General features: G+C 38.9%; 26 protein-coding genes, 1 tRNA gene and 1 riboswitch. Of the genes, 14 read left to right on the plus strand and 13 right to left on the minus strand.

The window, feature by feature from the left end; all coding sequences use genetic code 11:
* Positions 1–60: 60 nt before the first annotated feature.
* The 3 genes from sixA to fis all read left to right on the plus strand — a co-directional run bounded on the left by sixA (position 61) and on the right by fis (position 2,066).
* Positions 61–555, plus strand: coding sequence for a phosphohistidine phosphatase SixA (gene sixA, locus C228_RS0110875; protein WP_018652649.1), 495 nt, complete (start codon positions 61–63; stop codon positions 553–555).
* Positions 556–779: 224 nt separating this feature from the next.
* On the plus strand, positions 780–1,742 hold the full coding sequence (dusB, locus tag C228_RS0110880) for a tRNA dihydrouridine synthase DusB (RefSeq protein ID WP_018652650.1): 963 nt from the start codon (positions 780–782) through the stop codon (positions 1,740–1,742).
* Between the two features lie 27 nt (positions 1,743–1,769).
* Positions 1,770–2,066: a DNA-binding transcriptional regulator Fis gene (fis, locus tag C228_RS0110885; protein WP_005623949.1), complete on the plus strand. Its 297-nt coding sequence runs from the start codon at positions 1,770–1,772 to the stop codon at positions 2,064–2,066.
* Between the two features lie 142 nt (positions 2,067–2,208).
* Here fis and C228_RS0110890 read toward each other — a convergent pair whose 3' ends face one another.
* The 8 genes from C228_RS0110890 to trhP all read right to left on the minus strand — a co-directional run bounded on the left by C228_RS0110890 (position 2,209) and on the right by trhP (position 9,369).
* A complete protein-coding gene (locus tag C228_RS0110890) occupies positions 2,209–3,363 on the minus strand; it encodes an N-acetylmuramoyl-L-alanine amidase family protein (protein WP_018652651.1) in 1,155 nt (384 codons plus the stop codon).
* A 23-nt stretch (positions 3,364–3,386) separates the two neighbouring features.
* Positions 3,387–3,878, minus strand: coding sequence for a tRNA (adenosine(37)-N6)-threonylcarbamoyltransferase complex ATPase subunit type 1 TsaE (gene tsaE, locus C228_RS0110895; protein ID WP_018652652.1), 492 nt, complete (start codon positions 3,876–3,878; stop codon positions 3,387–3,389).
* A gap of 83 nt (positions 3,879–3,961) precedes the next feature.
* Positions 3,962–4,037, minus strand: a tRNA-Gly gene (locus C228_RS0110900).
* Between the two features lie 128 nt (positions 4,038–4,165).
* Positions 4,166–4,717 (minus strand): oligoribonuclease, encoded by a 552-nt coding sequence (gene orn / locus C228_RS0110905; protein ID WP_018652654.1) that lies wholly within the window; start codon positions 4,715–4,717, stop codon positions 4,166–4,168.
* 2 nt (positions 4,718–4,719) lie between these two features.
* Positions 4,720–5,196, minus strand: coding sequence for a pantetheine-phosphate adenylyltransferase (gene coaD, locus C228_RS0110910; RefSeq protein ID WP_018652655.1), 477 nt, complete (start codon positions 5,194–5,196; stop codon positions 4,720–4,722).
* Between the two features lie 2 nt (positions 5,197–5,198).
* Positions 5,199–6,479, minus strand: coding sequence for a lipid IV(A) 3-deoxy-D-manno-octulosonic acid transferase (waaA, locus tag C228_RS0110915; protein WP_018652656.1), 1,281 nt, complete (start codon positions 6,477–6,479; stop codon positions 5,199–5,201).
* The gene (locus C228_RS0110920; RefSeq protein WP_018652657.1) at positions 6,479–7,726 is read right to left on the minus strand and encodes an O-antigen ligase family protein; all 1,248 of its coding nucleotides are present in this window, start codon (positions 7,724–7,726) and stop codon (positions 6,479–6,481) included. Before C228_RS0110920 ends, waaA begins: the two co-directional genes overlap by 1 nt.
* Before the next feature lie 245 nt (positions 7,727–7,971).
* Positions 7,972–9,369: a prephenate-dependent tRNA uridine(34) hydroxylase TrhP gene (trhP, locus tag C228_RS0110925; protein WP_018652658.1), complete on the minus strand. Its 1,398-nt coding sequence runs from the start codon at positions 9,367–9,369 to the stop codon at positions 7,972–7,974.
* A 145-nt stretch (positions 9,370–9,514) separates the two neighbouring features.
* Here trhP and C228_RS0110930 point away from each other — a divergent pair, with 145 nt between their 5' ends.
* The 7 genes from C228_RS0110930 to C228_RS0110960 all read left to right on the plus strand — a co-directional run bounded on the left by C228_RS0110930 (position 9,515) and on the right by C228_RS0110960 (position 16,748).
* Positions 9,515–9,889 (plus strand): cytochrome b562, encoded by a 375-nt coding sequence (locus C228_RS0110930; protein ID WP_018652659.1) that lies wholly within the window; start codon positions 9,515–9,517, stop codon positions 9,887–9,889.
* Positions 9,890–9,974: 85 nt separating this feature from the next.
* Positions 9,975–11,024 (plus strand): AI-2E family transporter, encoded by a 1,050-nt coding sequence (locus tag C228_RS0110935; RefSeq protein ID WP_018652660.1) that lies wholly within the window; start codon positions 9,975–9,977, stop codon positions 11,022–11,024.
* A 317-nt stretch (positions 11,025–11,341) separates the two neighbouring features.
* A riboswitch (glycine riboswitch) is annotated at positions 11,342–11,445 on the plus strand.
* 111 nt (positions 11,446–11,556) lie between these two features.
* Complete coding sequence (locus C228_RS0110940; protein WP_018652661.1) at positions 11,557–12,924, plus strand: alanine/glycine:cation symporter family protein; 1,368 nt, start codon at positions 11,557–11,559, stop codon at positions 12,922–12,924.
* Positions 12,925–12,989: 65 nt separating this feature from the next.
* Complete coding sequence (locus C228_RS0110945; RefSeq protein WP_018652662.1) at positions 12,990–13,688, plus strand: thermonuclease family protein; 699 nt, start codon at positions 12,990–12,992, stop codon at positions 13,686–13,688.
* Positions 13,688–14,890 (plus strand): aminotransferase class V-fold PLP-dependent enzyme, encoded by a 1,203-nt coding sequence (locus C228_RS0110950; protein WP_018652663.1) that lies wholly within the window; start codon positions 13,688–13,690, stop codon positions 14,888–14,890. The genes C228_RS0110945 and C228_RS0110950 overlap by 1 nt, the downstream gene beginning before the upstream one ends.
* 109 nt (positions 14,891–14,999) lie before the next feature.
* A complete protein-coding gene (gene pfkA, locus C228_RS0110955; protein ID WP_018652664.1) occupies positions 15,000–15,974 on the plus strand; it encodes a 6-phosphofructokinase in 975 nt (324 codons plus the stop codon).
* Between the two features lie 63 nt (positions 15,975–16,037).
* Positions 16,038–16,748 (plus strand): YwiC-like family protein, encoded by a 711-nt coding sequence (locus C228_RS0110960; protein WP_018652665.1) that lies wholly within the window; start codon positions 16,038–16,040, stop codon positions 16,746–16,748.
* A 50-nt stretch (positions 16,749–16,798) separates the two neighbouring features.
* On the opposite strand, the gene rluD is transcribed toward C228_RS0110960, so the two are convergent.
* On the minus strand, positions 16,799–17,776 hold the full coding sequence (gene rluD / locus C228_RS0110965) for a 23S rRNA pseudouridine(1911/1915/1917) synthase RluD (RefSeq protein ID WP_018652666.1): 978 nt from the start codon (positions 17,774–17,776) through the stop codon (positions 16,799–16,801).
* Between the two features lie 152 nt (positions 17,777–17,928).
* On the opposite strand from rluD, the gene C228_RS0110970 reads away from it, so the two are divergent.
* From C228_RS0110970 to recQ, 4 genes are all read left to right on the plus strand, one after another.
* Positions 17,929–18,711 (plus strand): outer membrane protein assembly factor BamD, encoded by a 783-nt coding sequence (locus tag C228_RS0110970; RefSeq protein WP_018652667.1) that lies wholly within the window; start codon positions 17,929–17,931, stop codon positions 18,709–18,711.
* Between the two features lie 91 nt (positions 18,712–18,802).
* Positions 18,803–19,834, plus strand: coding sequence for a tRNA (adenosine(37)-N6)-threonylcarbamoyltransferase complex transferase subunit TsaD (gene tsaD / locus C228_RS0110975; RefSeq protein ID WP_018652668.1), 1,032 nt, complete (start codon positions 18,803–18,805; stop codon positions 19,832–19,834).
* A 174-nt stretch (positions 19,835–20,008) separates the two neighbouring features.
* Positions 20,009–20,314 carry an iron donor protein CyaY gene (cyaY, locus tag C228_RS0110980; RefSeq protein ID WP_018652669.1) on the plus strand — a complete coding sequence of 102 codons (306 nt, stop codon included), beginning with the start codon at positions 20,009–20,011 and terminating at the stop codon, positions 20,312–20,314.
* A gap of 83 nt (positions 20,315–20,397) precedes the next feature.
* Positions 20,398–22,206, plus strand: coding sequence for an ATP-dependent DNA helicase RecQ (gene recQ, locus C228_RS0110985; RefSeq protein ID WP_018652670.1), 1,809 nt, complete (start codon positions 20,398–20,400; stop codon positions 22,204–22,206).
* Between the two features lie 60 nt (positions 22,207–22,266).
* On the opposite strand, the gene C228_RS0110990 is transcribed toward recQ, so the two are convergent.
* From C228_RS0110990 to eno, 4 genes are all read right to left on the minus strand, one after another.
* Positions 22,267–22,458, minus strand: coding sequence for a hypothetical protein (locus tag C228_RS0110990; RefSeq protein WP_018652671.1), 192 nt, complete (start codon positions 22,456–22,458; stop codon positions 22,267–22,269).
* A 236-nt stretch (positions 22,459–22,694) separates the two neighbouring features.
* The gene (locus tag C228_RS13660) at positions 22,695–22,919 is read right to left on the minus strand and encodes a hypothetical protein (protein ID WP_245552769.1); all 225 of its coding nucleotides are present in this window, start codon (positions 22,917–22,919) and stop codon (positions 22,695–22,697) included.
* Positions 22,920–23,037: 118 nt separating this feature from the next.
* Positions 23,038–23,457, minus strand: coding sequence for a DUF2251 domain-containing protein (locus tag C228_RS0111000; RefSeq protein WP_018652672.1), 420 nt, complete (start codon positions 23,455–23,457; stop codon positions 23,038–23,040).
* Between the two features lie 100 nt (positions 23,458–23,557).
* Positions 23,558–24,868 carry a phosphopyruvate hydratase gene (gene eno, locus C228_RS0111005; protein WP_018652673.1) on the minus strand — a complete coding sequence of 437 codons (1,311 nt, stop codon included), beginning with the start codon at positions 24,866–24,868 and terminating at the stop codon, positions 23,558–23,560.
* Between the last annotated feature and the right edge of the window lie 29 nt (positions 24,869–24,897).

The raw sequence follows: 24,897 nt of genomic DNA on the forward strand, positions 1-24,897 counted from the left end.
AAACGTGGCACATTATACGCCTAAATCTTTTAGGTTTAAATACAGTAATGAGGTTTTCCGATGAATATTTGGATTATGCGCCATGGTGAGGCCGGTTTTTATGCGAGCAGAGATAGCGAACGAACTCTCACTTCTCAAGGTGAAGCTACTGTTAAAAAACAAGGAGAGTGGCTAGCTAAGCGTTTGATTGAAAAGCAAATTAAGCTAGATAAAATTTTAGTCAGTCCTTATCGTCGTACACAACAAACTCTTGAATGTTTATCTCAGGGGATGCAAGCGGTCGATTCTGGTAAAAATTTTACAAATGAAAGCTTGGTTGAAGTTTGGGAAGGGATTACCCCATCCGGTGATCTCGGTAATGTTTGCGGTTATTTAGCTTTTTTACGAGAAGAAGGGGCAAAGAACGTATTGATTATTTCCCATTTACCGCTTGTTTATGATTTGGTATTAGCTCTCACGGCAAATCAAGAAGCGGTGCATTTTTATCCGGCGGTAACGGCTGAGATTGATTGGAAGAGTGATTTTGGGAAAATAACAGCGGTTGAAAAGCCTTAAATTAGTGCTATTTTTCGGGTTTATGCAAATTTTTTAAATATTTTTAAAAATTGTCGAAGAAATAGACTTCCAAAATAGGAAAAAAGTGCGTATCATACATGTCTTGAAAATCAGGCTAGCCTGAAAGGTTTAAATAAGAAAGTACGGTTTTTTAGCCGTACTTTTTATTTGGATGTATCTCTCGTTAAAATCGCTTTAATTTAATCACTTATGGTGAAGGTAAGATGCAAATAGGACAGTATGAATTTAAAAGCCGTATTTTCCTTGCACCAATGGCAGGTATTACTGATCAACCATTTCGCCGTTTGTGTAGTCAACTTGGAGCGGGTTTAACATTTTCGGAGATGATGTCCACCAACCCTGATGTATGGCATACCGAAAAATCTCGCCTGAGGCTTGCGCATCATGAAGAGATTGGTGTGAATGCCGTACAAATTGCCGGGGCTGATCCACGAGAGATGGCGGCGGCTGCAAAAGTAAATGTCGAGTATGGGGCAGAGATTATTGATATCAATATGGGCTGTCCGGCGAAAAAGGTAAGCAAAAAGATGGCAGGCTCTGCACTTTTACGTGAACCGGAACTCGTTGCTCAAATTTTAGATGCAGTTGTAAATGCTGTTGATGTGCCTGTAACATTAAAAATTAGAACAGGTTGGGATCAAGAAAATAGAAATTGTTTGGAGATTGCGAAAATTGCTGAGAAAGCAGGTATCTCCGCTTTAACGATTCATGGTCGTACTCGTGATTGTTTATTCAATGGTGAAGCTGAATATGAAAGCATTAAAGCAGTTAAACAAGCAGTTTCTATTCCGATTATTGCTAATGGTGATGTAACTTCCGCAGAGAAGGCAAAATATGTTCTAGATTACACCAAAGCAGATGCGGTTATGATCGGTAGGGGCAGTTTTGGTCGCCCTTGGTTATTTAGTGAAGTTAAAGATTTTTTAGAGAATGGACGTTCTTCAAACTCATCACTTGATGAAAAATGCGAACTGATGTTGAAGCATATTGAAGACCTTCACCTGTTTTATGGTGAGGAGAAAGGTTATCGAATTGCACGTAAACATGTTGGTTGGTATGTAGAACAGTTTATGCCAAGCTCGAATTTTAAGCGTACTTTCAATGCATTGGAATCTACAAAAGAGCAACTCTTGGCATTGGAAGATTTTGTGAAATTGATTCGTTAGAATCCTTATTTAGTTGGATAGAGGACAATGTTAGAACAACAACCTACACAAAACCCATTAACTGTATCAATGTTAAATGCTCAAGCTCAACAAGTGAATAAACCACTTCGCGACAATGTAAAAGCAGCATTAAAAAATTACTTATCTCAATTAAACGGTGAAGATCCAACAGAATTATACGAATTAGTATTATCTGAAATTGAACACCCAATGTTAGATATGGTAATGCAATATACACGTGGTAACCAAACTCGTGCGGCAACAATGTTAGGCATTAATCGTGGTACATTACGTAAAAAATTGAAAAAATACGGTATGGGCTAATTTTTACTGATATTCGAGTAATCTAGCAAAACCCTCACTGAAAATAGTGAGGGTTTTGTTTTTCTCAAAATAAAAAATAAGCGGTTAAATTTGCAAATTTTTTTACAAATTTAACCGCTCGGTCTTGCTACTACGCTTTTGGCTATTGTACTTTGAGCTTTTTACCCACGGTAATCTTATTATTTTTGATGTTATTCAGATTACTCAATTTTTCCGGTGTCGTATTATAAACACGGGCAATTGAGTAGAGCGTTTCATCTTGTTGCACGATATGATAACCGTTACTAGATTTTTGTGGTTCTCGTTTTGTTAAATTTGACTCTTTATCTTTACTATTTTTCTTGTTGTCGTTAGTTAATTTTTCTTCCACTTTCGTTTTCGAGTTATCATTTTTGTTCGTTTTTAACACTTTGTCCGAATTCTCTTTTTTAGATGATTTCTCTGAAAGACGATCAGTTTTCTTTTCTTTAGCAGCGTTCTTATCAGTATCTGCCGGAGTCTCTTTTACCTCTTTGTATACCGCTTTCGTATTGCCGGAATGACGTGAAATGTAAGCGACTAAACCGTTGTAAATCGCTTGAGCAATTTTTCGGCAGTATGCTGGAGTGGCAAGTTTTTGCTCTTCCACCGGATTTGATAAAAAGCCGGTTTCCACCAAAATAGAGGTAATGTCAGGGGAACGTAAAACGCTTAAGCTTGCGTGTTGTGGTACAGGTTTGGCAAGAGAAGTGACATTGCCTAAATGTGATAATATTGTTTTGCCCAATTCATAGCCGGAACGTTGTGAGTGCGAAAATTGCAGATCTAACACAGTTTGGTTTAAGTATTTTTCATTGGTATTCGAAAGAACAGAACCAGCACCACCGAGTAATTCCGATTGCTTTTCATGATCTTCAAGCCATTTACCCATTTCGTCACTTGCACGGCGGTTTGAAAGCACCCAAACAGAAGCTCCCTTTAAACTATTCGATTTAGGCGATGAGTCCGCGTGAATTGAGACGAGTAAGTTTGCTTTATTTTTACGCGCAATTTCAGTACGCTCCGGAAGCTGAATAAAATAGTCGCTTTTGCGAGTCATTACCGCTTTAAATTTCGGATTTGAATCCAGTAACGCTTTTAATTCTTTTGAAATCGCTAAGGTAACGTTTTTTTCTTTTACACCGAGTGTGCCACCAATTGCACCAGGGTCTTTACCACCGTGGCCTGCATCAATCACAACAACGGTTTTAGCATAACTGCTAAGACTAAAAAATAAGCCAAATAAACTAACAGCAATATAATTTACTAACTTGTTCATCTTATTCCTTTCAATTAAGCGGTTTAATTTAGATTAAAATTTACTAAAAGTTGTGTACCCACTGAAGTTTGCGGCAGCAATGTAATATTGCGTCCTTCTTCGGCATAATCAATTTGGATAATGATATCTGCTTCGGGAATCATTCCTTTACCACGGCTAGCCCATTCTAATAAACAAGCCGTTTGTGGACGGAAATAATCACGGATGCCCATAAATTCCAACTCTTCAGGATCACTTAAACGATAGAGATCAAAATGGTAAATGGCATAAGGCGGAAGTTGATATTCTTCCACTAACGTGTAAGTTGGACTTTTGACATTTCCAATATGACCAAATTCACGCACAATACTGCGTGTTAATGCCGTTTTTCCTGCACCTAGTTCACCGTTTAAATAAATGACTAATGCATGCTGAGGAGATTTGCCTAAATAGGCTTGCATATGCTTTGCCAATACCTGGCCAAATTTCAACATTTGTTGCTCTGTTGGAAAGTGAAAAGTGATTGAATCTAACATTTCCGTAATAAGTACTTACAAGGTTAATTATGTTAATTAAGAAATAAAAAATTAAAAATTTGGAAGAAAATTCGGAGAGAAAATGGAGCGGGAAACGAGGCTCGAACTCGCGACCCCGACCTTGGCAAGGTCGTGCTCTACCAACTGAGCTATTCCCGCATGAGACGTTTCATAGAAGTATGGAACGCTTGGAATTATACGAATTTCTTTTTAGAATGCAAGTTCATATCGTTTAAAAATATGAATTTGCAAGCCAATTTTTCAATTTTGCTGAAAAAGAGCGCATTTTAATCTAATTTGATGAAATGTGTACGATAAAATTTTAATTCTTCAATAGATTCTTGAATATCATCTAAAGCTAAATGCGTATTTTTCTTGGTAAATTGGTTAAGCATTTCCGGCTTCCAACGGCGAGCGAGTTCTTTGAGCGTACTAACGTCTAGATGGCGATAATGGAAATAGTCGGCAAGATCTGGCATATATTTGCATAAGAATCGCTTATCTTGCGGCACACTGTTACCACAAATCGGTGAAGCTCCTTTTGGCACCCATCGTTTGAGAAAATCGAGCGTTTGTAGTTCAGCCGCTCTTTCAGTCAGCTTACTTTGCTTAACACGTTCGATTAAACCGTTTTCCGTATGTGTTTTGATACACCAATCACTCATCTTATTCAGTAATTCATCCGATTGATGTACGGTTAAGACCGGGCCTTCGGCTAAAATGTTTAAATCTTTATCCGTTACAATAGTGGCAATTTCAATAATACGTTCTTTTTCCGGATCTAAACCGGTCATTTCCAAGTCAATCCAAATCAAATTTTGACTGTCTAGTTTACTCATATTTATTCCTTCTCTTTTAATGCGTTTAGCACGAATGGCGGTACAAATTGTGCGACATCTCCTTGGTGGCGATAAATTTCTCGTACTATGGTTGAAGAGAGATAACGCCATTGCACGGCTGGCGGAAGAAAAATCGTCTCTAAACCTTCTTCCAATTTTTCATTCAGTTGTGCTAATTGAATTTCATATTCAATATCATCGCTTCCACGTATACCTCGAACTAATGCTTTTGCCTGATGTCGTACGGCAAAATCTGCAAGCAATCCGCTAAATCCGATTGCTTGTACATTGTTAAGATGTGCACAACTTTGTTGTACTAATAAGGTTCGCTCTTCTAGTGAGAAGAGCGGCTGCTTACTGGGATTCTTAGCCACAGCGACAATCACACGGCCAAATAATTTTGCCACACGTTCAATAATATCTAAATGCCCATTGGTAATCGGATCAAAAGTGCCGGCATAGATAACGGTATAACTCATATTTATTTCTCTAAATAAGGCGAAAGTAGTTGCATATGGCGTTTTAACGCACCTTGATTTTCTTGTAACACGCTAAAGCCTGCTTGGCTAATCGCTTGGCGGGCATTTTGGTGTTCGAGTAGAAAGTTGACTGCTTGTGCTAAATCGTGTTCATCACTTTTTACTTCAACAACACCTTGAACGTAACGTAATTTTTCAAAAATTTCCGGAAAATTAAACGTATGTACACCGGATATAACTGGGAGTGCAAAAGCTATAGGTTCTAATGGATTATGTCCGCCGTGCTTTACCAAACTACCACCGACAAAGGCAATTTTAGCTAAGCCGTACAATGTCATCATTTCACCCATCGTATCACCTAATAACACCTGAGTGTTTGCTTTTAAAGGTAATTTATCTGTGCGCTTGGTGTAATTTAGTTCAGATTTAATCAGTAAATCTTCGACACTGTCAAAACGTTCTGGATGACGAGGTACAAGAATTAAGACTAACTCAGGCCAACGTGTTAATAGTTGCTTATGTGCATCAAGCAACATTTTTTCTTCGCCTTCGTGAGTACTTCCGGCAATCCAAACCGGACGTTGATTTAGCTCGAGTTCCTGCTTAGTAAACTCGACTTTATTACGCAATTCATCGGTTATTTCTAAATCAAATTTTAGATTTCCAGTATTAATGAGGTGCTTATCGTGGAATCCTAGAGCCAGATAGCGCACTGCACTTACTGCATCTTGCGCCATAATTAAATCGATTTCATTTAACATATTTGTTAAACCGGATTTTATCCAACCGTATCTTTTCGCTGAACAAGGCGAAAGACGAGCATTGGCAATCACAAATGAAATGCCTCTTTTATGCGATTGATGAATTAAATTCGGCCATAATTCGGTTTCAATCACAATAATCAACTTTGGTTTTATAAAATCCAAAAAGCGGACCATCGCATCGGGCAGATCATAAGGTAAATAAAAGTGTGTTACGCTATTACCAAAAGCTGCAAGAACACGAGCCGATCCGGTAGGCGTTACAGTCGTGACGGTGATCGGTAGCGTAGGATATTTACCTTGAATTGCCTTAATCAAGGGGGTGGCGGCAATCACTTCTCCAACCGATGCTGCATGTACAATAATGCCGTTTTCATTCGGTTGTTTATCGTTATTATAATAAGCATAGCGTTCCCATAAGCGGCGGCGATATGCCGGTTGCTTACGCCCACGATTCCACATCATTAATAATATTAATGGTTGAATAATGTAACTTAAAATCGTATAGAAAAAACGCAACACTATTGTGTCTCCGTAAGCGGTTTATTTAAGGAAGCCTTTTGCAAGCCTAAGAAAATCACAGTTGTAATAAAATAAAACATAGTACCGGAGTTATGTGATAAAAAAGCTTGGGTTAGAAAATAACTCATCATCAATAAAATATGGGTAATCCCCAACACGCCCCATAAATGTGCAAGGGAATTGGATTCCGATTGTTTTAATCTGTTCCAGAATAGGGTTAGCGGCACGAATAACGTCGCAAGTAATGAGATAAGTCCTATGATGCCTCTGGTTGAAGCATCATGTAGATATTGATTATGCGCATGACCAAAACTTGCGGCATATTCAGAGATCTTTCCTTCAGAAAAATGCTGTTTGCGCATTTCTTTCACACCTTGGAGTCCCCAGCCGAAGATAGGTTTTTCCTGAATACCAAGAACGGCACTTTTCCACATATCGAAACGTGCGCCAATCGAGGTACTTTTATTTGAGCCGTCCACATAAGCAGTAATATCGCTTTGTGCATCAAGGTAACGTTTATGAATTGTCTCACTAGTAAAAATGCCGCCGGCAAGCGTAATGAATAATACACCTGAGATAAGCCATTTTGATAATGATTTACGGTTCAGCCAAAAGATAATGAACAGTACGAACGGTACACCAATCCATGCTCCTCGAGCCGTGGTAAGAAAACTAGCGATAAGCGCAAATAAAGCGGCAATTAAGCTGAAATACATGGCAAGACGCTGTTTTTGTGTATAAAAATAAAATAATGTACAAAACGAGAACATCGCAAGCGACATCGCAATATCGCCGGCTTGAATATGCATGATTTTAGGAAACGGTCTCACGAAATCGAAACCGAACACTTGAATCATACTGGTGATTCCGGCGCCGATACCAGCAATTAAAATGGCATAGACAATCCATCGCTGTTTAAGTTGATTTTTATAAAATACCGCTAAAATCGGTAATGATAATAAAGCTCGTGCGGCAAGATCCAATTCGCTGCCTTTTCCTTTATGTACAATAAGCGATAAGACGAAAAGTAAGAAATAACAGACAAATGTTGTAATTAACCATTTATCCGATTTTGCTAAATGATAGGATTTATTTTTTATGTGGGGTATGAGCAACGCTATACCGGATAATGCTAATAAGATCGGAATTAGACTATAACTGAATTTAAATTGAAGCATTAAAATAAAGAATAAGCCTATTAGTCCCGAATAGATTTGGCTTTTATTATATTTAATTTGCGTTAGCATAAGAGTCCTACATAAAAAATTTAACGAAAATATTATACTTAAAAATTGAGAAAGAAAGGAAAGAAAAGACGCTTTAATCGTGTAAATTTCTAATAAGCATAAAAAAACCCCTCATTCCGGAGGGGTAAAACTTATTATGGAGTCATACTTCTATGAGTATTGACTCCTAATTATATGAATTTAATTCATAACTGCAATAATAAATTTTCAATCTTTACAATATATTGCTAAAATTGTGAGATTGATCACGCTTTATGCGGATTTCTTGTATTAGAATCTATAAGATTACGCATTAAAAGAGCATAATCCAGATCAATATCCGCCGGTACGTCTAAAAATACAAAATGTCCGTCACCAAGCCCTGCTTCCACGTGTTCGTTTTTACGGTTTAGCATACGTTCAATTTTAAATACGATATTACCTTTCGGCGTCATCATTTCTACCGAATCGCCTACCAAGAATTTATTTTTTACTGCAACTTCCGCCATACCTTCGGCATTACGTTTGCCGGTGAATTCACCGACAAATTGTTGGCGTTCCGAAATTGAGTAGCCATATTCGTAGTTTTGATATTCATCATGGGTATGACGGCGTAAGAAACCTTCGGTATAACCACGGTGTGCGAGTGATTCTAAGGTATCCATTAGTGATTCATCAAACGGTTTACCTGCCGCTGCATCGTCAATTGCTTTACGGTAAACTTGAGCGGTACGTGCGCAGTAGTAGAATGACTTAGTACGTCCTTCAATTTTAAGTGAATGAACGCCCATTTGGGTTAATCTTTCTACGTGTTGTACTGCACGTAAGTCTTTGGAGTTCATAAAGTAAGTACCGTGTTCATCTTCAAACGCAGTCATTTGCTCGTCCGGACGGTTTGGCTCGGTGTATAGGAATACTTTATCCGTATGTGAACCTTCGCCTAATGTCGGTGCAATATTTTTCACTTCAATTTTCGGCTCATAACGTTGAACGGCAGATTGTGGCACGATATTACCGACTTCATCGGTTGTGCCTTCTTCCATTTTGTATTCCCAACGGCAAGCGTTAGTACAAGTACCTTGGTTCGGATCACGTTTATTGATATAACCGGACAATAGGCAACGACCTGAATATGCCATACAAAGTGCGCCGTGTACGAAGATTTCAAGCTCGATATCCGGCACTTGCTGGCGGATTTCTTCGATTTCTTCCAATGATAATTCACGTGAAAGAATGACACGAGTAAGCCCCATCTGTTTCCAGAATTTTACCGTCGCCCAGTTTACCGCATTCGCTTGTACCGAAAGGTGAATATCGATTTCCGGGAAGTTTTCGCGCACTAACATAATTAAACCGGGATCGGACATGATCAATGCGTCCGGTTTCATATCCACTACGACTTTCAGATCTTTGATAAATGTTTTAAGTTTTGAGTTGTGTGGCGCAATATTCACCACCACATAGAATTTTTTACCTAAGCTATGCGCTTCATAAATCGCGATTTGTAAGTTAGCGTGGTTAAATTCATTGTTACGTACGCGTAAGCTATAACGCGGTTGGCCTGCATAAACGGCATCTGCGCCATAAGCAAAAGCGTAACGCATATTTTTTAAGGTGCCGGCAGGCGAAAGTAATTCAGGTTTAGGGTATTTTAATTCGGACATAGGTTTATTCTCTTCTGATAACAAGTCAGTACCTCCCGCGAGGGAAGGCGTAAAAGTGTCTATTTTCCAAGAAATATCGCTTTCTAGCAAGCAATAGATAGATTAGAATGCGACTTTCTGTATTTAATTCACTCGTGGGAAATTTATGAAAAACTTTAGATTGTTACTCGTAGCAACATGCTTAGCATTTTCAAGTTTCGCTTTTTCAAACGGCGTAATGATGGAAATGTTCCAAATGAAAAAACAGCTAAATGTGTTGCAAGACGCAGAAACAACGGAACAGTTTCAAACTTCTGTTTCGGCATTCTTAAAGCAAGCTGAAAAAGCAAAAGAGACGATGCCGGCAAGTCTGGACGGTGATCAAGAACGTTTTGTCGGTTATCAAGTGGCAATGCAACAAGTGATTGATGTTGCGAAGCAAGCGGAGCAACAAGCTCAAGTAGGAAATTTAGCTCAAGCAAAACAAACTCTTGAAGCACTTGATGATATGAAGAAAAAATATCATTCAGAGTATAAGTAACACAGTTATAAGCGGTTGAATTTTAGCGTTCATAGTAAAAAAATGTTAAAATTTGACCGCTTGTTTTTTTATGTATTGGAGAATTATGGAACAGTCTCAAGTCTCTCTGACCAAAGCGTTAGTTGCCACTGCCGCAATTATTATTATTTTAGCGGGGATTAAAGCAGCGGCAGAAATTGTCGTACCGTTTTTATTGTCACTATTTATTGCAATTATTTGTTCGCCTATTATTAAATTTATGACGACACGTCGTATCCCCTTAGGGATAGCGATTAGCTTATTATTAGGGCTAATTATCTTAGTTTTCTTATTTTTAACCGGTATGGTAAACAATGCTATTCAGGAATTTACCGGTTCTATCCCACAATATAAGTTATTGCTGACTGCACGTTTGCAAACAATATTTGCTGTAGTTAAGGAATATCAATTACCGATTAGCATTAGTCAGGAAGATATTCTCAGTAAATTTGACCCTAGTGCCGTGATGAATTTAGTTAGCCGTTTGTTATTAGGTTTTTCAGGTGTGTTATCTAATATTTTTGTTTTATTTTTAGTGGTGATTTTTATGCTGTTAGAATCACCGATGGCTAAATATAAGTTAGCGCTGGCGTTGAGTCCGGATAATGATCTTTCTAATGAGAAATATTATATTGATCAAGTTCTAGAAGGTGTTATTGGCTATTTAGGTATTAAAACGGTGATCAGTGCTTTAACCGGCCTATCTGTTTGGATCTTATTAATGATCTTAAATGTGCAATATGCTGTATTATGGGGCGTATTAGCTTTCTTATTAAATTATATTCCGAATATCGGTTCTTTTTTAGCCGGTATTCCTATTGTATTACAAGCGTTGTTATTAAATGGTTTTTCTGTTGGTTTGGCTGTATTAGCCGGTGTTGTAGGAATTAATATGCTATTTGGTAACGTATTGGAGCCCAAAATGATGGGAAAACGTCTAGGGCTTTCGACATTGGTTGTTTTCCTTTCCTTACTTTTCTGGGGATGGTTATTGGGAACGGTCGGAATGTTGCTTTCCGTTCCGCTCACAATGGCGCTGAAAATTGCTTTAGAATCGAATCCGAGTTCTCGCCGATATGCGGTATTACTGGGCGATATAGAAGAAATTAAACATTAATTCTATTTTACTAAGTCTCTTTTGATACAAGCGGTCGAATTTCTTAAATTTTTTGCAATTTGCAAATTTTAGGGAAATTCGACCGCTTGTTTATTATGTATTGAACGGCTTTTTCTTTATATTGTTTAATCTATCAATAAAAAGCAAACGATTGCATTAAAATTATAGGGTTTTACTTGACGATTTTTAAAGAATCGTTAAAATCTGCCCATTCTTTTTAACGAAGAATTGTTCGGATGAAGGTAGCTGGAGAAGAGTGAAAACTCTACCGACGAGGTAAAATCTTTCAGGTGCTAGCGATAGCGAGGACAGTTACTGGACGAACCCTTGGAGAGATCCAATCCATATAAATGGAAAATGGACGCCGAAGGCGCAAGTGCGAATGCATGAAACGCTCAGGCAAAAGGACAGGGGAGAAAAGTGATACCTACCTAACTAGCGGTCATTTTTAGTCAAATTTTATTGATTTTACCGCTTATCTCTATTGTTACTTTTCTTTCCTTGTAACATATAATTACGAGGAATTACACACATGTCATTTGATGATATTCTTAATACTATTAACAGCCTTATTTGGGGCGCCCCACTTTTAATCCTACTTTCCGGTGTTGGTTTATATTTAACTTTTGCACTAAAAGGTATTCAATTTTGTCAGTTAGGCCGTGCTTTCGTGTATATGTTCAAACCTGAAAAAGGCGAAGGACAAGCCGGTGATATTTCTGCTTTTGCGGCACTTTCTACTGCACTTGCTGCAACAATCGGTACCGGTAATATTGTCGGTGTGGCAACCGCTATTCACTCGGGCGGGCCGGGGGCATTATTTTGGATGTGGTTGATTGCGTTATTCGGTATGGCGACCAAATATGCGGAAGGCTTATTAGCGATTAAATTTCGTGGTCGTGATAAAGACGGTTTTATTGCCGGTGGCCCAATGTATTATATCGAAATGGGGATGGGCAAAAACTGGAAATGGCTGGCAAAAGCATTCGCATTTTTTGGCGTATTAGTTGCCTTATTAGGGATTGGTACTTTCCCACAAGTAAACGGTATTACTCATTCATTGGAGTCAACCTTTGATGTACCGGTCGTATTTAGCTCAATTATCTTAACTTTAGTCGTGACCTCTATCGTATTAGGTGGGGTAAAACGTATTTCTAAAATTGCATCGATTGTGGTGCCGTTTATGGCGGTGGCTTATGTGATTGCTTCGGTTAGCGTATTAATTATGAATGCGGAAAAAGTACCGGATGCAATCGTATTAATCGTACATGCGGCGTTTAATCCGGAAGCCGCATTAGGCGGTGCATTTGGCTTTACTGTGATGCAGGCGATTCAATTAGGGGTTGCACGTGGTATTTTCTCGAATGAATCGGGTTTAGGTTCGGCACCTATTGCAGCTGCAGCGGCACAAACTAAAGAGCCGGTGCATCAGGGCTTAATTTCAATGACCGGTACTTTCTTAGATACGATTATTGTGTGTACCATGACCGGTCTGGTGATCGTGTTAACCGGCGCTTGGACGGGCGAAGCCGAAGGAGCTGAATTAACCAACCTTGCGTTTAACCAAGGTTTAGAGAGTTCATTCGGTGCGGTGGTTGTTACGATTGGTTTAATTTTCTTTGCATTTACTACGATTTTAGGTTGGTGTTATTACGGTGAGCGTTGTTTTGTTTATCTGACTAATGGTAAAACTAAAGGAATTAAATTCTATCGTTTACTATTTATCTTATTAATTGCTTCTGCGCCGTTCTTACAATTAAAAACGATTTGGACGATTGCAGATATAGTAAACGGTTTAATGGCATTCCCGAATCTGATCGCTTTAATTGCATTACGCAAAGTGATTATTGAAGAAACCAAAAATTATTTCTTCCGCTTGAAAAATGGCGAACTAAAATAAGATTTACGCCGAGTGATTGAAAATCTGTTAAAGTGTAGGGTAATACCTACACTTTTTTATTTTGTATGAAAGTTCTTTATTCTTTAGTTTTATTCCTATTTTTGAGTTTAATTGCGCCCTCTATTTATGCGGCTTCCGACAGTTCAATCAGCTGTAAAGTCGTAGGGATTAGTGACGGTGATACGCTGACCTGCTTATACAGACGTAAGCCGCTTAAAGTGCGCTTGTTATATATTGATGCGCCGGAGTCCGCCCAGCCGTATGGCAATAAAGCCAAACAGGCGCTAGCAAATTTGGTATTTAAAAAACAAGTGACACTACACAGTAGTGGTTACGATCGTTACCAACGCTTATTAGCGGTGGTTTATGATGAGCAAGAACGCAATATCAATTTATTATTAGTCCAAAAAGGTATGGCATGGGCATACCGTGAAACGCAGCCGATTTATGAGCAGGCAATGCTAAAAGCAAAACAAGCACAGAAAGGATTATGGCAAGATAAATCGCCAATCAATCCTGCGGAGTGGCGTAAAGCACATAGTGCGGATAAACGCTTGGATTCCGGTTGGAATTGGCAAAATTTTTGGAAAAAACGACCGCTTGTAAAAGATAAAACATTAGATTGTAAGAAAGTACTACGTTGTAGTGATTTTAGTGACTACCAAAGTGCGAAACGTTATTTCGACCAATGTGGTTCTAAAACCATGGACGGTAATCATGATGGTATTCCTTGTAATAAATTGTATCGAGAGGCATTGCATTAATGGATATCCAACAAATAACAGCATTTAGATCTCAGTTTCCTTTTTTTAAGCAGCAAGCCGAATGGACCTATCTGGATTCGGCGGCAACAACCTTAAAACCCCAAATATTAATTGATGGCACTACTGAATTTTATGCCTCGGCTGGTTCGGTACATCGTAGCCAATATGATCTCGCACAAAGCCAAGCCTATGAACGGGCGAGAGATCTCATTGTCTCTCGTTTTAATGTCGAGTCTCGCAATGCGGTAATTTGGACGAGCGGCACCACCCATGCAATTAATTTAGTGGCGTATGGATTGGAATATTTACTGGAGGCAGGAGATGAAATCATTATTTCCGTTGCTGAACATCATGCGAATTTTATTCCGTGGCAACAATTAGCGCTGCGTAAGCAAGCAAAATTGATCGTTTTACCATTAGATGCAAATTTTCAGCTAAATCCGACCGCTTTACAGCAGGCTATTTCTAAAAGAACTAAAGTTGTTGCCTTGAATTTAGTTTCAAATCTCACTGGCGTACGCCAGCCGGTTGAGCAGCTAATCCCAATCATTCGCCAACATTCGAATGCAAACATTTTATTGGATTGTGCCCAAGCGGTATGTTGCGAAAAGGTCGATGTGCAAAAACTGGATGCGGATTTTTATGCTTTTTCCGCACATAAAATGTATGGCCCGACCGGTGTCGGTGTGTTAACCGGAAAATTGCAAAGTTTAGAGCAAATTCGACCGCTATTTTTCGGTGGTAAAATGCTGAGTGATGTATCCGAATCAACACTTTCTGTTGCTGATTTGCCTTATCGCTTAGAAGCCGGTACGCCAAATATTGCCGGTATTATTGGTTTTGGTGCAATTTTGGAGTGGCTGGAGCAGTGGAATTTCGACGAACTGAATCAAACAGTTGAATGTTTAGCGAAAGAAACTTACAAGCGGTTAAAAAATTATAAAAATATTCAAATTTTTTCTCAGCCGGGCTGTTCTACCATAAGCTTTGCATTTCAAAGGATTCATCATGCCGATATTGCGGCAATTATGACGGAACGTAAGATCGCTTTACGTAGCGGTGAACATTGTGCAAAACCTTATTTGGGCTATCTTGAACAAGCCGGGACGTTACGTTTATCAATTGCACATTATAACCAAATGGAAGATTTGGAGCGCTTTTTGGAATCTTTAGATCTAGCACTGGAGATTTTGGCGGATTAGATCAAAAAAATATGAAAATTTGCTAGAATGAATACCCTAAATAAGGTAATCTTCACGCCAATTTCCGATTTATTTTAAAATTTTAAATTTATAGCAAAAGGTGTCTAAAATGGCTAAACAAATCAAAAAAATTGCCGTATTAACGAGTGGTGGTGATGCGCCGGGTATGAATGCCGCGATTCGTGGTGTCGTTCGTGCAGCACTGAATGAAGATTTAGAGGTATACGGTATCCAAGACGGTTATTATGGTTTATATAATGATAAAGTCATCCAATTAGATCGTCGTTCTGTATCAGAGACAATTAACCGAGGCGGTACATTCTTAGGTTCTGCTCGCTTCCCGCAATTTAAAGATCCTGAAGTCCGTAAGCAAGCGGTGGAAACACTGAAAAAATATGAAATTGATGCATTAGTTGTTATCGGTGGTGATGGCTCTTACATGGGCGCGAAACTATTAACTGAAGAATTTGGCTATCCTTGCATCGGTTTACCGGGCACGATCGATAACGATATCGTAGGTACAGACTATACAATCGGTTACCAAACAGCATTAGAAACGGCTGTGGAAGCTATTGACCGTTTACGTGATACTTCTACTTCGCACCAACGTATTTCAATCGTTGAAATCATGGGACGCCACTGTGGTGATTTGACCATTAGTGCAGCGCTTGCAAGCGGTTGTGAATATATTGTCGTGCCGGAAAAAGGTTTAGATAAAGAGTCATTAATGCGTAATATTGATGAAGGCTTTAAAAAAGGTAAGCGCCATGCAATTATTGCGATTACCGAGTTAATGACGGATGTACATCAATTAGCGAAAGAAATTGAAGCTCGTTTCGGTCATGAAACGCGTGCAACGGTATTAGGTCACATTCAACGTGGTGGTGCGCCTTGTCCGTTTGACCGTATCTTAGCGTCACGTATGGGTGTATATGCAGTAGATTTATTGTTGCAAGGTTATGGCGGTCGTTGTGTTGGTATCCAAAATGAGAAATTGGTACACCACGATATCATTGATGCAATTAACAATATGCGTCGTCCGTTCAAAGATGAATTGTTCGATGCAGCTAGAAAATTATTCTAATTTTTCTTAAAATCAAAAGGCGGCTTAAGTAAGTCGCCTTTTTTATTTGCATAAGGAAAATTTATGTTTAATGATAAGCCGGTTATTTCAAACCAGCACGGTGCATTAGCTATGGCATTTATTCCTTTTTTATACGGAATGTTTGCCTCGACCCCAACGCTTAATCATCTCTTTTTAGGCTTAGCGTGGCTGTTTCTTTATTTATTTTCTTACCCTTTTCTTTCATTATTTAGCAAAAAGCCGACAACTCGTAACAAAAAGTGGGCGCTCATTTATGTTCTGATTAGCTTACTCTGTGCAATACCGGTTTTGCTTGCGATTCCTCAAATTTTGCAATTTTTAGCGTTAATCTTACCGCTTGCAGCGATTCAAATTTATTATGCAAAACAACGAGATGAACGCCATTTGTTGAATGATATCGCCGGTTATTTAACTTTCGGCGTGATAGGTATGGCAAGTTTCTATCTTGTAGAACAGCAGTTTAATTGGGAGATTTTAATTCATCCCACCGTATTTTTTATCGGGGCAACCTTATATGTAAAAAGTATGGTGCGAGAACGTAAAAATCCGCTGTATATGGAACTGAGTATCGGTTTTCATCTACTGTTTTCGATTATTTATTTAATGTTTGGATATCTGTGGCTATTTGCGGTGTATTTGATTGCGTTAGCGCGTGCAATTGTCGTGCCGAGTTTCGGTTGGAATGTGAAGCAGGTAGGGATGTTTGAGTTTCCTGTTATCCTCATTTTTATGATTAGCTTAATTTTTGGATAAGAAAAGGCGCTCATACAATGTAAGAGCGCCTTTGTTTTTTAGTTACTTAATTAGTAATCTAAATCGTCTTTATATAACTGATAATCCGCTTTTAACGCCTCAATTAACTCAACGAAATCGTCCGGTAGCGGTGCGTGCCATTCCATCAGCTCACCGGTAATCGGGTGTTCTAAACGTAGCATGGTTGCGTGTAATGCTTGACGCTGGAAGCCTCGTAATACCGCTAAAAACGCTTCGCTTGCTCCTTTCGGCGGACGAGGACGTCCACCATAAAGTTGATCACCTAATAATGGATGCGCAATATGTGCCATATGTACACGGATTTGGTGAGTACGACCGGTTTCCAAGCGTAAACGCAGACGAGTATAGTTACGGAAGCGTTCCATAATACGATAATGGGTTACTGCCGGTTTACCCATTGGATGTACTGCCATTGCGGTACGTTTGGTCGGGTGGCGTGCCATAGGCTCATCCACTTTACCGCCTTGTGTCATTACACCGCTTGCTACCGCTTCATATTCACGTGTAATACGGCGTTTTTGTAGAGCTGTAACTAAGTGGGTTTGTGCCGGAATATTTTTGGCTACCACCATTAAACCGGTTGTATCTTTATCCAAACGATGCACAATACCTGCACGAGGCACTTCCGCAATCGGTGGATAGTAATGTAATAGAGCATTCAACACTGTGCCATCCGGATTACCGGCGCCCGGGTGGACAACTAAATCTTTCGGTTTATTAATCACAAGAATATCATCGTCTTCATAGACGATATTTAACGGAATATCTTGTGGTTCAAAACGTACTTCTTCTTCGATTTCCGCTTGAACCTCGATAAGTTCGCCACCGAATACTTTTTCGCGCGCTTTGTTTACAATATTGCCGTTTACTTTCACTAAATCACTTTCAATCCACACCTTTAAACGTGAACGAGAATAATCAGGGAAAAGTTGCGCCAGCGCTTGGTCTAAACGAGCGCCGAGTAAATCCGCCGAAACCTCGGCAGTTAATGTCATTTGTTGAGTCATTAAAGATAAATTCCAAAATTTGTCTGTTGCTTATTTGAATAGGTTCTATAAAATAGGGCAATTGGTATGAACTTAGCAAAGTGCCATTGGTCAAATTTGACCATTGTACATCAACTTTTGGTCATAGACACTTTTTTATAGGTAAAATCATTATGCGTAAATTCACATCTCTTGCTTCGCTGATGTTAGCGGGGCTTTTAGTAATAGGTTGTTCTAACAGTGCGAATAAAGAATTAGAAGAATCATCCGCACAAGATCTCTACACTAAAGGGCAGACCTATTTACAAGATGGCGATTATAACTCAGCAATTCGTTATTTAGACGCGGTTGGTACCAAAGGTGGTCAACAAACTGCATTCGGTGAGCAAACTCAATTAAGTTTAATTTATGCAAATTATAAAGTCGGTGAGTATTATAAAGCATTGGATGCGGCAGAGCGTTTTGTGCGAGCTTATCCAAACAGTGGGAGCATGGATTATGTTTACTATTTAGCCGGTTTAAGTAATGCACGTTTAGGTGATAACTTTATTCAAGATTTCTTTGGTGTAAATCGTGCGTCTCGTGCATTAGATAGTGTACGTAATGCGTATGGTAGCTTCCAAACGATTGTACAGCATTATCCGCAAAGCAAATATGCGCAAGATGCAAAAAATTGGATGGGTTATTTAATCAATCGTATGGCAGAACACGAGTTAGCGATTGTTAAATTCTATGATGATCGTGAAGCTTATGTTGCGGTGGTAAATCGTGTAGAAGAAATGATGCGTTTCTATCCGGAAAGTAAACCAACATACGAAGCTTTAGCTTATATGCAAAAGGCTTATGAGCAAATCGGAATCAAAGATTCGGCAGAGAAAGTTGCTGCATTAATTGAAGCGAATAAGGATAAAAGCTTCCCGGAAATCATTAAGCCTGCATATAGCGAACAGTTCTAATCAAGCGGTTGATTTTTATAAAAGTTTTGCAATTCTAGGGGCGTTATTTTTGAATAATGCCCCTTTCCCATTTCATAAAAAAGAAGAAAATATGCGAATTTTAGGTATTGAAACTTCCTGTGACGAAACAGGAGTGGCAATTTATGATGAACATAAAGGTTTGGTTGCCAACCAACTTTATAGCCAAATCGAAATGCACGCAGATTACGGTGGTGTTGTGCCGGAACTAGCTTCTCGAGATCATATCCGTAAAACGTTACCGCTCATCCAAGAAGCATTGAAAGAAGCGAATTTAACCGCAGATGATATTGACGGTGTCACCTATACGGCGGGTCCGGGGTTAGTTGGCGCATTGCTAGTTGGCTCTACTATTGCCCGTTCGCTCGCCTATGCGTGGAATGTACCGGCACTTGGTGTTCATCATATGGAAGGTCATTTGATGGCACCAATGTTAGAAGATAATCCGCCGGAATTCCCATTTGTAGCGTTACTGATTTCAGGCGGACATACGCAACTAGTCAAAGTAGATGGCGTAGGGCAGTATGATATTTTAGGTGAGTCAATTGATGATGCAGCAGGTGAGGCCTTCGATAAAACCGGCAAATTACTTGGATTAGATTATCCGGCAGGTGTGGCGGTATCGCAATTAGCTGAGAAAGGTACACCGAATCGTTTCGTATTTCCTCGTCCAATGACAGACAGACCGGGGCTTGATTTTAGTTTTTCCGGCCTAAAAACCTTTGCGGCTAATACGATTAATGCCTATTTAGATGAGAGTGGTCAGTTGGATCAACAAATTCGTTGCGACATCGCCCATGCTTTCCAACAAGCAGTGGTGGATACTATTCTCATCAAATGTAAGCGAGCCTTACAGCAAACCGGCTATAAACGTCTCGTTATAGCGGGTGGTGTAAGTGCCAATAAACAATTACGCGCCGATTTAGCCGACATGATGAAAAACTTAAAAGGCGAAGTATATTATCCTCGCCCACAATTCTGTACCGATAACGGTGCAATGATTGCTTATACCGGCTTTTTACGCTTAAAGAACGGTGAAACCACCGATTTGAGCGTGAGTGTTAAACCTCGCTGGTCAATGACTGAACTATCGAAGATTGGGTAAGGTTATTGTAGAAATTTATATTTACTTTAAAAATTCCAGTAACTTTTATTATCCTTGGAAACTACAAGTTTGGATAAAGAAGATTCGGAAAAGAATATTCAAAACCATATGAAATATAAACGTAATTTTGTAAAAAATATGTAGTAAGTATATAGATTTTAAATGAGGAAAAAAATGAACGTAGCAGAATTTCACCAAAAGATTGAACAAGTATGGCAACAAATCGAAGAAAAAATTGATGATGAAGGTTTAAGTGTCGATACTGAAATTCAAGGTGCGGTGTGTACATTAACTTTTGATGATGAATCACAAATTGTTATCAACAAACAAGAGGCAATGCTAGAGTTATGGCTTGCTAGTAAATTAGGCGGCTTCCATTTTGCTTATCGTAACGGTGAATGGGTTACTGCAGAAGGGCACTCTTTCTGGACGTATCTTGAAGAGGCTTTTGCTCGTCATGGTGAACAAATCAGCTTTTAATTAATAAGCGGCCGTTTTTGTAAAAAATTTTGCAAATTTGGTTACTTGTCTATTTCCTTTTAGCTTATCTTATTGGAATCACAATGCAATTATCTCAAACTGCTGCCAAAGATGTGTTAAATAATGTCTTCGGTTATCAATCTTTTCGTCACGGACAACAAGAGGTAATTGATTCGGTTTTAGCGGGAAGAGATTGCCTTGTGATTATGACCACCGGCGGCGGTAAGTCGCTTTGTTATCAAGTACCTGCACTTTGCTTAGACGGCATTACGCTGGTGATTTCTCCACTGATTTCCTTGATGAAAGATCAGGTTGATCAGCTACTTACTAATGGTATTGAAGCTGGTTTCTTAAATTCCACTCAAACGTTTGAAGAACAACAAGAAGTTGAGCAGAAAGCACTTTCTGGTCATCTAAAATTACTTTATCTCTCACCGGAAAAAGTGATGACCCAAGGGTTCTTCCATTTTATTTCATTATGTAAAATTAGCCTGATTGCAGTTGATGAAGCGCATTGTGTTTCGCAGTGGGGGCATGATTTTCGTCCGGAATACACCTTATTGGGTAATTTGCGTAATACATTTCCGAATGTGCCACTTATGGCATTGACGGCAACCGCAGATCCAACAACTCGTCACGATATTCTGCAACACTTACGCTTAAAAGCACCGCATACTTATTTAGGCAGTTTTGATCGCCCGAATATTCGCTATACGGTACAAGAGAAATTTAAGCCAATTGAGCAGTTGGCAAAGTTTATCAGTAAGCAACAGGGCAAGAGCGGTATAGTTTATTGTAATAGCCGTAAAAAAGTTGAAGAAATTACCGAGAAGCTTGCGGCACGTAAAATTTCGGTGATGGGTTATCATGCAGGCATGTCAGTTCAGCGACGTGAAACGGTTCAAAATGCGTTTCAGCGAGATAATATTCAAGTTGTGGTTGCTACCATTGCTTTTGGGATGGGGATTAATAAATCGAATGTGCGTTTTGTCGTGCATTTTGATTTGCCGCGCAGTATCGAATCTTACTATCAAGAAACCGGGCGTGCAGGACGTGATGATTTACCCTCTGAAGCGGTATTATTTTATGATCCTGCCGATTATGCGTGGCTGCAAAAAGTGTTATTAGAAGAACCGGAAAGTGAGCTGCGCGATATAAAACAACATAAATTACAAGCGATCGGCGCCTTTGCCGAATCACAAACCTGTCGCCGTTTAGTTCTGTTGAACTATTTTGGTGAATCACGCCAAGAGCCTTGTAAAAACTGCGATATCTGTTTGGATCCACCTCGTAAATATGATGGGACATTGGATGCGCAAAAAGTAATGTCGGTGATTTATCGTACCGGTCAAACTTTTGGTGCGCATCATGTGATTGGCGTATTACGTGGTTTGAATAATCAGAAAATTCGTCAGTTTAATCATGATCAGCTTTCAGTGTACGGCATCGGCAAAGATCAAAGCCAAGATTATTGGCTAAGTATTATTCGTCAACTGATTCACCTCGGTCTAATTCGCCAAAATATTGTTAATCATTCGGCATTACAGCTCACAGAAGAGGCTCGCCCGGTGTTGCGTTCGGAGAAAAAACTTGAATTAGCAATGCCTCGCTTAACGTTCTCAGCAACGGCTTATGTACTGAAACAAACTTCTGTTCGTTATGATAAAGATTTATTTGCTCGTCTACGTTTTCTACGTAAACAAATTGCCGATAAAGAAAATATCCCTCCTTATGTGGTATTCAATGATGCGACTTTGCAAGAAATGGCGGAATTTTTACCACTTAGTGAAATGGAAATGTTGGATATTAATGGCGTCGGAGAACGTAAATTAGAACGTTTTGGCGGTGCATTTTTAAGTTTGATTCAAGAACATTGTGATAACCGCAAATAAAAACTGCACTTAAAATCACGTGAGCTCAAAGTGAAATTAAGTGCAGCTTATCAATTCAAATTATTTGCCTTGTTCAGCCCATAATTTTGCGATGCATTGGTTTGCAGCGTATACCAATTTACCTTCTTTAGTAATGTAAGGTGTTGGATCGTATTCACGAGTACAAGCACCTGGGAAGTTAGCCGCATAAGTGCTGGCCGTTGCTGAAAGTAAAGTAACAGTTGCAAGTGTTGCAAGAACTAATTTTTTCATAATGAACTCCTAATAAGTTTTGATATGCAAAGATCAAATACAAGTCTGATAATGATTGTCAGTCGCGTATTTGATGGGTTGAACTGTACACAGAACAAAATATAACGTCAAGTGTATTTTTTTATTCTGTATTTAAGGTCAGTCCAGATTTAAAAACTGTAATTTAAAGTAAGTTAAAGCAATGTTTATTTGGCGTAAATGCTGAGAAATATTGCACGTATCAATAATAAATAGGACTACAACCTACATTGAGGTTTTAGTCCTTGTAATTTATTTATCTTGTTCTTTCCAAAGAGCAGCAATGCACTGTTCGGTGCATAAATTAATTTGCCTTCTTTAGTGATATAAGGTGTTGGATCATATTCACGGGTACATGCATTAGAGAAGTTAGTCGCATAGGCGCTAGCTGTTGCTGAAAGTAAAGTAACAGTTTCAAGTGTTGCAAGAATTAGTTTTTTCATAATGAATTCCTATAACCTGAAATAAATTACAATACATCAAACGATATTTTAGTATAAAAAATGCTTGCTTGATGTATAAAATTTACTCTTTTGATGCTATAGAGTCAAGTATGTTTTTTCAGGTTTGTCCTGTCAACCATTTTTCAACAAGCTCGTTATTTGTTTCTTTGTGTATCCACATACTGCCCAATTCCGGTTGAGGGAATTTTGTATGGTTATAGCCGACAAATTGGCTAAAATCGAAAGCAGCATGTGGATAGCCATTGATTAGTAAAAAAGCTTGATAGCCATTTTCAGACCAACAAATTTCTAAGCGACGAGGTTCCATTAAGGTCTTTTCTTCAATATCTGATTTACTATAAACAAATAAACTATCCACTACAGGATTTTCTGTTTGATGCAAATTCATCGCATAAAAATAGCCTGTCTCACCATCATCTTCGAACATTACCACAAGGTGTTCATACTTTGTTGAATGGGCCCCATTACGATAACCTTGCCCGATAAGTAATTGGTCAGTTAAAACAGAATATAACATTGGCTTTTCCTTTTTAATTGAATTATCTATTTTGGTTTTATGCTCACTTAGAATACAAAAATGCCACAGAAATTTCTGTGGCATTTTTTGCTAAATAAGATTATGCTTGACCTTTAACTTCTTTTAAACCGTTGAAAGGTGCTGGTGTGCCAGCTGCTGCTAATGCTTCTTCAATACGAATCAATTGATTGTATTTTGCCACACGGTCTGAACGGCTCATTGAACCTGTTTTGATTTGACCAGCTGCTGTACCTACCGCTAAATCTGCGATGGTTGCATCTTCAGTTTCACCAGAACGGTGTGAAATAACCGCTGTGTAACCTGCATCTTTAGCCATTTTGATCGCGGCTAAAGTTTCAGTTAATGAACCGATTTGGTTGAATTTGATTAAGATTGAGTTGGCGACACCTTTTTCGATACCTTCTTTTAAGATTTTGGTATTAGTAACGAATAAGTCATCACCGACTAATTGGATTTTGCCACCTAAAACTTTAGTTTGGTATGCGAAACCTTCCCAGTCAGATTCATCTTGACCATCTTCAATAGATTTGATTGGGTATTCGTTACATAAACCTTCTAAGTAGTGTGTGAACTCTTGAGAAGTGAATGATTTACCTTCACCTTTCATTTCGTACAAGCCGTTTTCTTTGTTGTAGAACTCAGAAGAAGCACAGTCCATCGCTAAAGTTACGTCTTTACCTAAAATATAACCTGCTTTTTCAACTGCTTCTTTGATACATGCTAAAGCGTCTGCGTTTGAAGCTAAGTTTGGAGCGAAACCACCTTCGTCACCAACAGCTGTATTTAAACCTTTAGATTTTAATACTTTCGCTAAGTTGTGGAATACTTCGGCACCGATACGAAGAGCTTCTTTTAATGTTGATGCGCCAACTGGTTGAATCATAAATTCTTGGATATCAACGTTGTTGTCAGCGTGTTCACCACCGTTGATGATGTTCATCATTGGTAATGGCATTGAGTATACGCCTGGAGTACCGTTTAATTCAGCGATGTAAGCATATAATGGTAAACCTTTAGACGCTGCTGCTGCTTTAGCTGTTGCTAAAGAGACTGCTAAGATTGCGTTTGCACCGAATTTAGATTTGTTATCTGTACCGTCTAAATTGATCATGATTTGGTCGATTTCAGCTTGTGCAGTACCTTCTTTACCAACTAATGCGTTAGCAATTTCATTGTTTACTGCTGAAACAGCTTTCAATACACCTTTACCTAAGAAACGTGATTTATCGCCATCACGTAATTCTAATGCCTCACGTGAACCTGTTGATGCACCAGATGGAGCAGCTGCTAAACCTACGAAGCCACCTTCTAAGTGAACTTCTGCTTCAACAGTTGGGTTACCACGTGAGTCGATGATTTCACGACCAATTACTTTAACGATTTTAGCCATTGTTAATATCCTCTAATTGAGAGTTAATG

Origin of the sequence: Actinobacillus capsulatus DSM 19761, assembly GCF_000374285.1 — a bacterium.
Classification (GTDB): Bacteria; Pseudomonadota; Gammaproteobacteria; order Enterobacterales; family Pasteurellaceae; genus Actinobacillus; species Actinobacillus capsulatus.

Excerpts from the sequence above, each read along its gene's own strand:
- sixA (WP_018652649.1), top strand. The coding sequence starts at position 61 with ATGAATATTTGGATTATGCGCCATGGTGAGGCCGGTTTTTATGCGAGC.
- dusB (WP_018652650.1), top strand. The coding sequence starts at position 780 with ATGCAAATAGGACAGTATGAATTTAAAAGCCGTATTTTCCTTGCACCA.
- fis (WP_005623949.1), top strand. The coding sequence starts at position 1,770 with ATGTTAGAACAACAACCTACACAAAACCCATTAACTGTATCAATGTTA.
- C228_RS0110890 (WP_018652651.1), bottom strand. The coding sequence starts at position 3,363 with ATGAACAAGTTAGTAAATTATATTGCTGTTAGTTTATTTGGCTTATTT.
- tsaE (WP_018652652.1), bottom strand. The coding sequence starts at position 3,878 with ATGTTAGATTCAATCACTTTTCACTTTCCAACAGAGCAACAAATGTTG.
- orn (WP_018652654.1), bottom strand. The coding sequence starts at position 4,717 with ATGAGTAAACTAGACAGTCAAAATTTGATTTGGATTGACTTGGAAATG.
- coaD (WP_018652655.1), bottom strand. The coding sequence starts at position 5,196 with ATGAGTTATACCGTTATCTATGCCGGCACTTTTGATCCGATTACCAAT.
- C228_RS0110920 (WP_018652657.1), bottom strand. The coding sequence starts at position 7,726 with ATGCTAACGCAAATTAAATATAATAAAAGCCAAATCTATTCGGGACTA.
- trhP (WP_018652658.1), bottom strand. The coding sequence starts at position 9,369 with ATGTCCGAATTAAAATACCCTAAACCTGAATTACTTTCGCCTGCCGGC.
- C228_RS0110930 (WP_018652659.1), top strand. The coding sequence starts at position 9,515 with ATGAAAAACTTTAGATTGTTACTCGTAGCAACATGCTTAGCATTTTCA.
- C228_RS0110935 (WP_018652660.1), top strand. The coding sequence starts at position 9,975 with ATGGAACAGTCTCAAGTCTCTCTGACCAAAGCGTTAGTTGCCACTGCC.
- C228_RS0110940 (WP_018652661.1), top strand. The coding sequence starts at position 11,557 with ATGTCATTTGATGATATTCTTAATACTATTAACAGCCTTATTTGGGGC.
- C228_RS0110945 (WP_018652662.1), top strand. The coding sequence starts at position 12,990 with ATGAAAGTTCTTTATTCTTTAGTTTTATTCCTATTTTTGAGTTTAATT.
- C228_RS0110950 (WP_018652663.1), top strand. The coding sequence starts at position 13,688 with ATGGATATCCAACAAATAACAGCATTTAGATCTCAGTTTCCTTTTTTT.
- pfkA (WP_018652664.1), top strand. The coding sequence starts at position 15,000 with ATGGCTAAACAAATCAAAAAAATTGCCGTATTAACGAGTGGTGGTGAT.
- C228_RS0110960 (WP_018652665.1), top strand. The coding sequence starts at position 16,038 with ATGTTTAATGATAAGCCGGTTATTTCAAACCAGCACGGTGCATTAGCT.
- rluD (WP_018652666.1), bottom strand. The coding sequence starts at position 17,776 with ATGACTCAACAAATGACATTAACTGCCGAGGTTTCGGCGGATTTACTC.
- C228_RS0110970 (WP_018652667.1), top strand. The coding sequence starts at position 17,929 with ATGCGTAAATTCACATCTCTTGCTTCGCTGATGTTAGCGGGGCTTTTA.
- tsaD (WP_018652668.1), top strand. The coding sequence starts at position 18,803 with ATGCGAATTTTAGGTATTGAAACTTCCTGTGACGAAACAGGAGTGGCA.
- cyaY (WP_018652669.1), top strand. The coding sequence starts at position 20,009 with ATGAACGTAGCAGAATTTCACCAAAAGATTGAACAAGTATGGCAACAA.
- recQ (WP_018652670.1), top strand. The coding sequence starts at position 20,398 with ATGCAATTATCTCAAACTGCTGCCAAAGATGTGTTAAATAATGTCTTC.
- C228_RS0110990 (WP_018652671.1), bottom strand. The coding sequence starts at position 22,458 with ATGAAAAAATTAGTTCTTGCAACACTTGCAACTGTTACTTTACTTTCA.
- C228_RS13660 (WP_245552769.1), bottom strand. The coding sequence starts at position 22,919 with ATGAAAAAACTAATTCTTGCAACACTTGAAACTGTTACTTTACTTTCA.
- C228_RS0111000 (WP_018652672.1), bottom strand. The coding sequence starts at position 23,457 with ATGTTATATTCTGTTTTAACTGACCAATTACTTATCGGGCAAGGTTAT.
- eno (WP_018652673.1), bottom strand. The coding sequence starts at position 24,868 with ATGGCTAAAATCGTTAAAGTAATTGGTCGTGAAATCATCGACTCACGT.